The sequence below is a fragment of the Flagellimonas sp. L-11 genome (assembly GCF_056857735.1).
The window spans coordinates 47,917-58,510 of the sequence record NZ_JBSXNR010000077.1 but is presented as its reverse complement, the minus strand read 5'-3'; the positions used below and the strand labels follow the sequence as shown (position 1 = coordinate 58,510).

Annotated in this window: 8 protein-coding genes; 6 read left to right on the top strand and 2 right to left on the bottom strand. The window is 42.1% G+C overall.

The annotated features are described in order from the left end of the window. Positions 1 to 322 (top strand): molybdopterin cofactor-binding domain-containing protein (locus AC13CC_RS15705; protein ID WP_482877956.1); only part of this gene is annotated, 322 nt, incomplete at its 5' end. Between the two features lie 237 nt (positions 323 to 559). Here AC13CC_RS15705 and AC13CC_RS15700 read toward each other — a convergent pair. Continuing rightward, positions 560 to 1,183, bottom strand: coding sequence for an HPP family protein (locus AC13CC_RS15700; protein ID WP_482877955.1), 624 nt, complete (start codon positions 1,181 to 1,183; stop codon positions 560 to 562). A 621-nt stretch (positions 1,184 to 1,804) separates the two neighbouring features. On the opposite strand from AC13CC_RS15700, the gene AC13CC_RS15695 reads away from it, so the two are divergent. The 3 genes from AC13CC_RS15695 to AC13CC_RS15685 are packed head-to-tail and all read left to right on the top strand — an operon-like array spanning position 1,805 to position 4,918. Beyond that, complete coding sequence (locus AC13CC_RS15695; RefSeq protein ID WP_482877953.1) at positions 1,805 to 3,085, top strand: DUF5690 family protein; 1,281 nt, start codon at positions 1,805 to 1,807, stop codon at positions 3,083 to 3,085. Further along, positions 3,075 to 4,247, top strand: coding sequence for a TIGR03364 family FAD-dependent oxidoreductase (locus AC13CC_RS15690; protein WP_482877952.1), 1,173 nt, complete (start codon positions 3,075 to 3,077; stop codon positions 4,245 to 4,247). Before AC13CC_RS15695 ends, AC13CC_RS15690 begins: the two co-directional genes overlap by 11 nt. Then, positions 4,244 to 4,918: a phosphonatase-like hydrolase gene (locus AC13CC_RS15685; RefSeq protein ID WP_482877951.1), complete on the top strand. Its 675-nt coding sequence runs from the start codon at positions 4,244 to 4,246 to the stop codon at positions 4,916 to 4,918. Before AC13CC_RS15690 ends, AC13CC_RS15685 begins: the two co-directional genes overlap by 4 nt. On the opposite strand, the gene AC13CC_RS15680 is transcribed toward AC13CC_RS15685, so the two are convergent. After that, complete coding sequence (locus tag AC13CC_RS15680; RefSeq protein WP_482877950.1) at positions 4,919 to 5,485, bottom strand: helix-turn-helix domain-containing protein; 567 nt, start codon at positions 5,483 to 5,485, stop codon at positions 4,919 to 4,921. A gap of 282 nt (positions 5,486 to 5,767) precedes the next feature. On the opposite strand from AC13CC_RS15680, the gene AC13CC_RS15675 reads away from it, so the two are divergent. Continuing rightward, positions 5,768 to 8,944 carry a SusC/RagA family TonB-linked outer membrane protein gene (locus tag AC13CC_RS15675; protein WP_482877949.1) on the top strand — a complete coding sequence of 1,059 codons (3,177 nt, stop codon included), beginning with the start codon at positions 5,768 to 5,770 and terminating at the stop codon, positions 8,942 to 8,944. A 27-nt stretch (positions 8,945 to 8,971) separates the two neighbouring features. Continuing rightward, positions 8,972 to 10,525 (top strand): SusD/RagB family nutrient-binding outer membrane lipoprotein, encoded by a 1,554-nt coding sequence (locus tag AC13CC_RS15670; protein WP_482877948.1) that lies wholly within the window; start codon positions 8,972 to 8,974, stop codon positions 10,523 to 10,525. Positions 10,526 to 10,594 lie beyond the last annotated feature (69 nt).

Below are 10,594 nucleotides of genomic sequence, written 5' to 3'. Positions count from 1 at the left end.
GGATTGTGGTATCGTGGTCAATCCGGATGCCGCCGCCAATTTGGCCGAGGGAGGTATTGTGGACGGCATAGGCAATGCCCTGTATGGGGAATTGACCTTTGAGGACGGCGTTCCGCAAAAATCCAATTTTGATGCATACCGCATGATTCGAATGACCGAAGCGCCCAAGGAGATCGAGGTTTATTTTGTTGAGAGTGATATTGATCCCACAGGTTTGGGGGAACCGACCTTTCCACCGATTTTTGCCGCCGTGGCCAATGCACTTTATAAGGCCAAGGGGGAGCGTTTATACCAACAACCCTATCTCAAGTATTTAAGCTAGCTCGTTAAAATTAGTATAGTGACCCGTGGTGGATTTTGATAAAATTCGTCATTTCGGTTTCACGACAGCATGAACGAAACTTGTATCGAGAAAAAGAATTTTTATCCAAAAAAGGTTCTCGACCTACCTACTCTTGGGTTTGTATTGTTAAATCAAAGTATCTTAAAAGGGAAAAGGAAAATCCTTCCCAAATCAGATTGTTGGAAAAAATATAGGTTGGCATCCTATAACGGTGCGTTACAGGTTTCTTTGTAGTTTTTTGAAGGTTTTTTTTAGGGGCAGGCCAATACCTTTGACCCTGTTTGAAAAATTGATGTTCGATGGATATTTCCTTTGGTGGGTCATGTTGTTACAGATGATAGCTACGACAAATAAAATAAGCACTCCGGACAGCACGGGAAACAAGGCATAGAGATAACCGAGGGACCTGACATGTTCCGTTCCGATTACAGCGATCAGTGCAGTGGCCCCACCCGGTGGGTGTAGGGTCTTGGTGTACTGCATTGCGATAATGGATAGGGAAACGGCCAATGGAGCGCTGATCCAGATAGGTTCGGGCACTACTTTGTATACGGTTACCCCTATCAATGCCGATATTAGGTGCCCGCCAATCAAATTCCTTGGTTGTGCAAGAGGGCTATGGACCGTTCCGTAAATCAATACACAGGTAGCGCCGAACGAACCGATCAGGAAAACATTTTCAAGTGGCGATAAGTAGAGGCTCTGCACATAACCGATCAAGGCCATTCCAAGGAATGAGCTTACAAAGGACCAAAAGGTTTCCCGGTAATCTACCACCGTCTCCTTGTAAAAAATGTATTTACCAACTCTATAGGTTCGTTTTATTTTTTTGCGGATCATAAAGTGTCATTGGGCCCCAAAGTTAGGTATCCAAATAATTAAAATTAAATGCAATCACAGCTGTTTGTCTGTTTGGTCAAATGGATGGATAATTTAAAGTCCTGTAAATCAGGTTAAAAGAAGAATCGTGCATGCTCTGGGGTGTAAACGCATTTTATTGTTGGCACAATTTGATGGAATTATGTTGGCCGGTCAACACGGTATGTGCCGAGGGGATTGCAATCAAAACATGGCGTCCTCTCCAAAAGGAAAAACTACAGGGCTTGGATTGGATATGACGGATACAGAGAACCATAAAAACGCAAGATTTGTCTTGGAAGCCTGTTGTTCAACTGTTGGTTTATGTTTTGCTATGTTCAATTTTTGTAGGGAGGTATACTTTGTCAGGTTTTCCATCCAACAATTCAATTAGGAGCTTGGATCATCCTATTCATTACTGAGTGAAGATGCCCTGAAATCTGTTGATTGGTGGTTTTAATCAAGTTCAAATTTGCTATGGGTTAACATTTTACATTTAAACTAACGTTTTTTTAATCTTGGAAATAGCCGTTCTTCTTAATAAAAGTGAGTAATTTGAAAAATAAATTTAGTATTTGTAAACTTTTTTGACACATCATTGCAATGTCCAAAAAACAATCCAACGTAATCTTTCTCCTGCATGCCTCTTTGGCCGCCTTTGGCACCTATTTTTGCATGTACGCCTTTAGAAAGCCTTTCTCCGTTGCCACTTTTGATGGACTGGCATTCATGGGGATCGATTACAAAATTCTGTTGGTCATTGCACAAGTGTTGGGTTATGCTCTTTCCAAGTTTGTTGGAATCAAGGTCATCTCGGAGCTTACGCCCAAACGTAGGTTAATGTATTTGATTTCCCTGGTCTTTTTTGCTGAGGTATCTTTAGTGCTTTTTGCCTGGGTGCCCGCGCCATACAATATTCCCCTTATGTTCCTCAATGGTTTTCCTTTGGGAATGATTTGGGGGATTGTTTTTTCTTATATTGAGGGCAGGCGGTTTACCGATATTTTGGGCGTGGTGTTGTCTGCCAGCTTTATTGTGTCCAGCGGTGTGGTGAAATCCGTAGGGCTTTATGTAATGCAATTTTGGGGTGTTGGCGAATTTTGGATGCCTTCAGTTACAGGAGCCCTTTTTTTTGTTCCCCTCTTGTTGTGCTCTTTTATGTTGCAACGCGTTCCTCCGCCGACTACAGGGGATATTGCCAACCGAACTGAGCGTATCCCCATGACTGCCCGGGAAAGAAAGGACTTGGTGAAAAAATTTATGTTCCCCTTGCTTCTCATCATAGTGTTTTACACTTTTTTGACTGCATTTCGGGATTTTAGGGACAACTTTGCCCGTGAACTTTGGGACAGTATCGGGTACCGTGGAGACGTTTCCGTATTTTCGACTTCAGAGATTATCATTGCCCTTGTGGTGCTCTTGATTATTGGTGCCATTTTTTACATCAAGGATAATTTTAAAGCCTTGCTTACCTATCATTTGCTTCTTATTTTGGGAACAGTGGTTTTGGCCGGGAGCACCCTAATGTTTCAAGTTGGGATTTTGGACCCTTTTATATGGATGGTTTGTACTGGTTTTGGACTCTATATTTGTTATGTGCCGTTCAACTGTCTATTTTTTGATCGCTTTATTGCCACCTTTAAGGTAAAGGGGAATTCAGGTTTCCTTATTTATATTGCCGATGCCTTTGGTTATGTGGGGAGCGTTTTGGTACTGCTTTATAAAAACTTTGGACAGACGAGTTTGTCGTGGCTTAAATTTTTTGTGTACGGTACGTACGCCGTCGCTTTTATAGGTATTTGTAGTACTCTGATATTGTATTTTCACTTTACCGCTCTCAGCAAGGCGGAGGAACCCAAGAAACAATTGGATTATGGACAATAAATATGATGCCGTCATTGTAGGTGGCGGTATTTTAGGAACTTTTCACGCCTACCACGCATTGGAATTGGGTTTAAAAGTTTGTTTGGTGGAAAAGGATGCCTATCCTAAGGGAGCTACCACGCAGAATTTTGGGCAAGTGGTGCCTTCGGGAATGAATTCCAAATGGCAAAAATTTGGTCGTGAAAGTCTTCGAATCTATAAAGAAATTCAATCCCAGTTCGATATCAGTATCCGCCAAAATGGATCGGTCTATTTGGCCTCCAATGAAGAAGAGGAGCAATTGCTTATTGAGCTTAGAGCGATAAATAGCGGAAACAATTATACATCCAAAATGCTCACCAAACAAGAATGTTTGGAGCGTTACCCCGGATTGCGAACCGATTATGTAAGGGCGGGATTGTTTTTCCCAGAGGAAGTAACCGTGGAACCACGAACCATGATCCATAAACTTCAAGAATACTTGGTTGCCCAGAAGGATTTGGATCTCAAGTTTGATTTTCCAGTAGTCTCTTGCGAACCCAACGGGGAATGGGTTTCCGTACAAAACACAAAAAACGAAGAAGTTTTTGGAAGACAGGTAATTATCTGTAATGGTTCGGATTTTAAAAATCTATATCCTCAAATTTTTGCAGCTAGTGATTTGGAAGTATCCAAACTACAGATGATGCAGACCAAGCCGCAAGGGAATTATCAATTAAAGGGGTCCATCTTAACGGGATGGTCCATTAGGAGGTACGAAGCATTTCACGAATGTCCATCTTTTGCAAGAATCAAGGAAAATGAGCCAAAGGACAGTCTTCAGAAAAAATGGGGAGTGCACATTCTTTTTAAACAAGCAGCCGATGGTTCGATAATTCTCGGAGATTCACATCAATATGCCGATGCCGCCAAAATTGAAGATTTGGGTTATGACCTGGATATGGATATTGACAATTTTATGATTGGGGAGGCCAATAAAATAATCGACCTGCCCACCTATCAAATCAAGAAAAGGTGGTACGGGATATACTCACAATGTAAGAACAGCGATATTTTTCAAAAAACCATTGACGATAATATTCATATTGTAACAGGAATCGGCGGAAAGGGAATGACGGGCAGTGCAGGGTTCTCAAAGAAGAATGTTGCAACTATATTTAATAAGCAGAAAATCAAATTATGAAAAAAATAGAATTGGCAGTTTTTGATATGGCAGGCACTACGGTGAACGAGGACAATGTAGTTTACAAAACAGTTAAGGCCGCTTTGGCCAAACACGGTGTTGAGGTTTCTCTGGATACCGTACTGGGGTTTGGTGCCGGTAAGGAAAAGTTCAAGGCCATTTCCGATATATTGAAGGAAACCAAGACAACCGGGGTCGACGCCAATGCGGTTTTTGAGGATTTTAAAGGAATGTTGGAAGAGGCCTACACCAATCTTGATGTAACCACCTACCATGGTGTGGAAGAACTTTTCCAAACACTGAGATCCAAAGAGGTAAAAATTGTTTTAAATACAGGATACGACCAAAAAACGGCGCAATCACTTTTGGACAAATTGGGTTGGGTCGCAGGCAATCAAATTGATGCTGTGATTACGGCCGATGATGTGGTAAGGGGAAGACCATCTTCTGAAATGATTGATAAAGCCATGGAGATGTTCGGTATCACCGAATCCGAAAATGTTTTGAAAGCTGGAGACTCAGCCATCGATATTGAAGAAGGGAAAAACGCGAATTGTGGATGGACAGTAGGTGTACTTACCGGTGCGCAGACCCGCGAACAACTGGCAACCGCTGAACCATCAATGATTTTGGATTCATTGGCTGATCTGGAAGAAGTATTGTTTCCTTGATCAAATAAAGAAATAGACCACCAACATTTTGGAGGGAACTTTTCCTCGGTTGATAGGCACATGGGGGATTCTGCCATCAAAAAAAATGGAATCCCCTTCCTTGAGCAGCACCTCTTGGTCACCTATCTCGTAATAGCACTCTCCCGTTAAAATATATTTGAACTCAAAAGCATCAGTCATCACCTTGTCACGTTCTGAGTTGGGTTGCACCTCCAAAAGCACACTTTCAAAACCCACGGAGTTCAATTGTTTTCCAAAAATGTAGTTGTAGGTAAATCCGACCGCTTCGTCTTCTTTCTCGATGATGGATTGTTCATTTTTACGGGTCACTAAAAAAACCTGACCGTGTGCTCTGGGAATACCCTCGAAAAAGTCGGTCATCTCCATTTCCAAGGCTCCCACAATCTTCAAAAAAACAGGTAAGGAGGGAATGGTTCGCCCATTTTCAATTCGAGAAATAAGCCCGGCCGTTACTCCGGCATTGATCGCAACATCGTTAATGGTCTTTTTATTGTTCTTACGAATTTGCTTGATTCTTTTTCCAATACCGATGAGGTAATCTTCCATTTTTATTGAGGTTGTTGAATTTTAGTATTTATAATATTTTTTGATGGTTCAAGATCAATAAAAATATCCATTAATCCACTGAAATACTAGGATATCTTGTTAAAATCGAAGCAGACAGGCTTTTATAAAAATTGAGTATTTGTAAATAATGTTTACCTAACATTGCGCTATTTCTTTTAACTTTTCCGTATCGTTTTTTTAATCTGTTTAAAGGCATGCCTTAACTCTTGTGTTGGATATTTGTTGATAAATAATTAACCAAATTTTACAAATACTCAACAAATGAAAAATTCAATCTTAACGTTTTTAATTGCCTTCACCGTAAGTGTCATGGGTTACTCCCAAGTTGCTTTTACAGGTCAGGTAGTTGACGAGAACAACATACCCTTGCCAGGGGCATCGGTGGTTGTAAAAGGCGAGTCAATAGGGGCCGCCACAGACTTTGATGGAAATTTTGAAATAGAACTTCCACAAGGTGGGGAAACCTTGGTCATATCCTATATAGGATATATCCCCAAGGAACTGGTAACAGTAGGAAAGACATCGGCAACAGTTGTTTTGCAGCCAGATTCGCAACAATTGGATGAAGTGGTGGTGACCGCTTTGGGTATCGAACGTGAAAAAAAATCCTTAGGTTACGCTTCCCAGGAATTGGACAATGATGATGTGGTGAAGGCAAGGGAACCAAACCTCCTTAATAGTATGTCTGGTAAGGTTGCTGGTTTACAGATTACCAACAGTCCTTCAGGTCTGGGAGGGTCTGCCAGAGTGTCCATACGAGGGGATGCTTCCCTGAACATCAATGGAAACTCACCGTTGTTCGTAGTTGATGGTACTCCAATCAGTAATGAAATTGTCGGATCTAGCGGTTCCGGAACCCAAAGTGTGGATTATGGTAACGGTGCGGCTGAAATCAATCCACAGGATATTGAATCCATAAACGTGCTAAAAGGTCCTGCAGCAGCAGCACTTTATGGGGCCAGGGCGGCCAATGGTGCCATAATCATTACCACGAAAAAAGGAAGGTCACAAGGAAGTAAACTAGGTGTTTCCTTTAACACGGGTGTGACCATTGATAATGTACTCATGCTACCGGATTGGCAAAATGAGTACGGTCAAGGTAATAATCAGCAGTTTGCCTTCGTGGACGGCAGTGGTTCAGGAATTGCCGATGGTGTGGATGAAAGCTGGGGTCCAAGGTTGGATACCGGACTTTTGATTCCCCAGTTTGATTCTCCAAGGGCGGACGGAACACGAGGTGGTGACACATTTGTAAGCAATGCGCCAATATCGCCTACTCCTTGGGTTTCCAATCCTGATAATACCAAGGATTTCTTTGAAACCGGAATTACAAAAACCAACAGTATCGCCATTTCCAAATCAGGTGAAATGGGGAATATGCGTTTGTCCTTTCAGAACTTGGATCAGGAAGGCACACTTCCCAACACAGATCTTGAAAGAAACTCCTTGAACTTTTCAGGCAGTCTCAATGTATCGGAAAAGGTAAAGGTCAATGCCAACATCAACTATGTAAAAACGGATAGCGATAACAGACCGGCCGTGGGTTATGGCACGGAAAGTATCATGTATCTTTTTATCTGGTACGGTAGACAATTGAACACAAATAATTTGAGGGATTATTGGCAACCGGGTCTTGAAGGAATTCAACAATTCAATTATAACTATAATTATCATGACAATCCGTACTTTACGATGTATGAGAATACCAATGCCCAGGACAAGGATCGTATTTTTGGAAACATCAGCCTTACCTATGATATAACCGATAATTGGAAGTTGTTACTGCGTTCGGGACGTGATTTTTACCGTGATTTCAGGGAGAGAAAAAGGGCATTCAGTACACAGCGATTTCCATTTGGAACCTATCAAGAGGATAATATTTTCTTTGAGGAAAGCAATACGGACTTTCTGTTGAGCTATGACAAAACCTTCAATGAAAAATGGAATGTGAACATTTCAGGTGGGGGTAATATCTTAAGACAAAAACAGGATTTCACCAAAAGTGTTGCTCCCCAATTGATCAACCCAGGAGTTTATTCCTTCAATAATTCCAGACAGGCCGTACAGGTTTCCTCCAATAATTATGAAAAACGTATCAATAGTTTATACGGATATGCGCGTTTTGCATACGATAGTAAAATCTTTTTGGATTTGACGGGAAGAAACGACTGGTCTAGCACCTTGCCATCGGACAACAATTCCTATTTCTATCCTTCTGCTACCCTAAGTGCCATAGCCAGTGACATTTTTAAAATGCCGGAATGGGTTACGTTTGCTAAAGTTAGGGCTGCATATGCAGAAGTAGGTAACGATACCGATCCCTACCGATTGCGTAGTTTTTATCAAAATGAAAGACCTTTTGATGGTTCAACCCCCATTTTAACGGAGTCATCCTTGATACCTAATGCGGATTTGAAACCGGAGATTACCTCTTCTTACGAGTTTGGTTTGGATTTGAGGTTTTTCCAAAGCAGAATGAACTTTGATCTTACCTATTATGACAGTTCAACAAAGAACCAGATCATCAATATCAGTACCGATATTGCCAGTGGATATTCCAGCCAGTTGATCAATGCAGGGGAGGTGCGTAACTATGGATTCGAGGCAATTGCGAGTTTTGTGCCCGTACTAACGGATAATTTTAAATGGACATCCACTTTTAACTTTTCCACGAATCAGAGTGAGGTTAAGGATCTGGGCGGAGTGAATTTTACCCTTACCAGTGCCAACGGAGCGTTTATCCAGGCTAGGGAAGGGGGATCCATCAGTGCCATTTATGGTAGAGGATTTCAAAGGGTGGAAGACCCCAATAGCGAGTTCTTCGGTCAAAAAATCGTAAATAATCAAGGAATCCCTATTCGTACCGATGATTTGGTGTACCAAGGGGATTATGCCCCGGATTTTACACTGGGTTTTCAAAATAGCTTTAGATATAAAAATGTTGATTTTGGATTTCTTCTGGACACAAGGCAAGGAGGGATAGTGGTTTCCAGAACCAAAACGATAGGAAGTACCTCTGGCCAATTAATGGAAACTTTGGAAGGTAGGGAGACAGGAATTGTTGCGGAAGGAGTCGTGAATACAGGTACTAGTGAAAATCCGGTTTACGTTCCCAATACTACCAATGTCGATGCAAGAACCTATAACAATAGGTATTATGAAAGGGATAACGTGGAAGCGGCCAAATATGACGCTTCCTATACCAAACTGCGGGAAGTTACCTTGGGCTATTCCTTTCCCAAAAGAATAATCGATAAGCTTCCGATTTCGAATGCAAGATTTTCCCTAACAGGTAGAAATTTATTGTTATGGACCGATAACCCACATTTTGACCCTGAAGTTGTTGGGGTGTCCGGAGGAACATTGCAGCCCGGAATCGAGAATATGTCCTACCCCAGTACAAGGTCTTTCACATTTAACCTACAGGTAAACTTTTAAAAGAACATCAGAATTAATTCAAATATTATGAAAAAAATAATCTTATCAATGTTCGCACTTTCCTTCATCTTTGGGTGTACGGAAGATTTTGACGAAATCAATATAAACCCAAACTTTCCTGCATCCGCACAACCAGATCTTTTGTTGCCGGGAATTCAGAGGGAGATGGCCTATAACTGGGGTGGCCAAGGTTGGGAAGAAGGTTTTACAGTGGTGCAGTATGGAGCCCGTCTTCAATTCACCAGTGGAGACACCTATAACTGGTCACCCTCTGGAGATCCATACAATGATGCATATGCTTCGCTAAGGGACGTAGAAAATATAATTAGAAGTACCAAGGACAATATGGAAGCCCAAAATTATTATGGTGTGGCCTTGATCATGAAATCTTGGATTATGTCCTATGTAACGGATGCTTATGGAGATGTTCCTTACTCAGAAGCTACGAAGGGTATCAGTGAGGGCAATGTTACTCCGGTCTTTGATCCACAATCCAATATTTATGCGGGTATGTTGGCGGATTTGGAGACCGCAAACGCTGTGCTGACGGATGAATCCAATATTTCCGGGGACATTTTCTACGGTGGGGATATTTTAAAATGGAGAAAGTTTGCAAACTCTTTAAGGTTACGTTTGTTGATGCGCATCAGTGATGTGGACAATGCAACCGCCGTTGCCGGAATGGCCCAAATAGTAGGAAATCCTACGGCATATCCCATCTTTGAAAGTAATGAGGATATCGCTATGGTACAATGGAACTCCCTCAATCCACAGCCCAAATATGAAACCCGTAGTGGTAGTTTTGATGAGGTTAGGTTGAGTCAAACGTTGGAAACACGTCTTAAGGAGCTGAATGATAATAGGTTATATGTTTTTGCCCAGCCAACGACTGCTTCGGGAAAAGGCATTTTTTCTGAGGATTTTGCTGATTATGTAGGAATGCCAAACGGATTGGATGACGAAGCGGCACTTGGCTATAGTCCATCGGGTAACCCGGATGAAGCCGGTTCAAACTTTATTTCAAGATTGGGAATACTTTTGGCGTGTAGGGCCTGTAATCCTGAGCAAGCATCGGCTACGGCTTCACAGACCATCATCATGAGCTATTCCGAACTTCAGTTTATATTGGCAGAGGCTAGGGAGCAGGGTTGGATTTCCGTCGGGGATGCCGCGACCTATTATGAGAACGGGATTCGCGCTTCCTTTGAATATTATACTGCAAGGGTTACTGCTGGCGGCTGGTCAGAAATTGCTGCAGCCATGCAGGCCACTGACCTTGATGCCTATTTGGGACAGGCAGCTGTGGCCTATACTGGAACTGCCGATGAAAAGTTGGGTAAAATTGCCCTTCAGAAATGGATTTCACTTTTCTATACAGGTTTTGAAGGTTGGTCAGATTGGAGAAGAACCGGTATGCCGGAAGTGGTACCTGGTCCAGATGCTGTTAATGATGGTCAGGTTCCGGTGCGTTTCCAATATCCCAACTCGGTAAAATCCACAAATGAGGATAACTATAATGCAGCCGTTTCCCGTATGGGAGGGGACAATATCAACACAAAGTTGTGGTGGGATGTCGATTAAGGACACAAAAAAATCACCAAACTTTTCAAGCATACCATTTGTTTTAGTACTGACCATAGGGGTTCTATC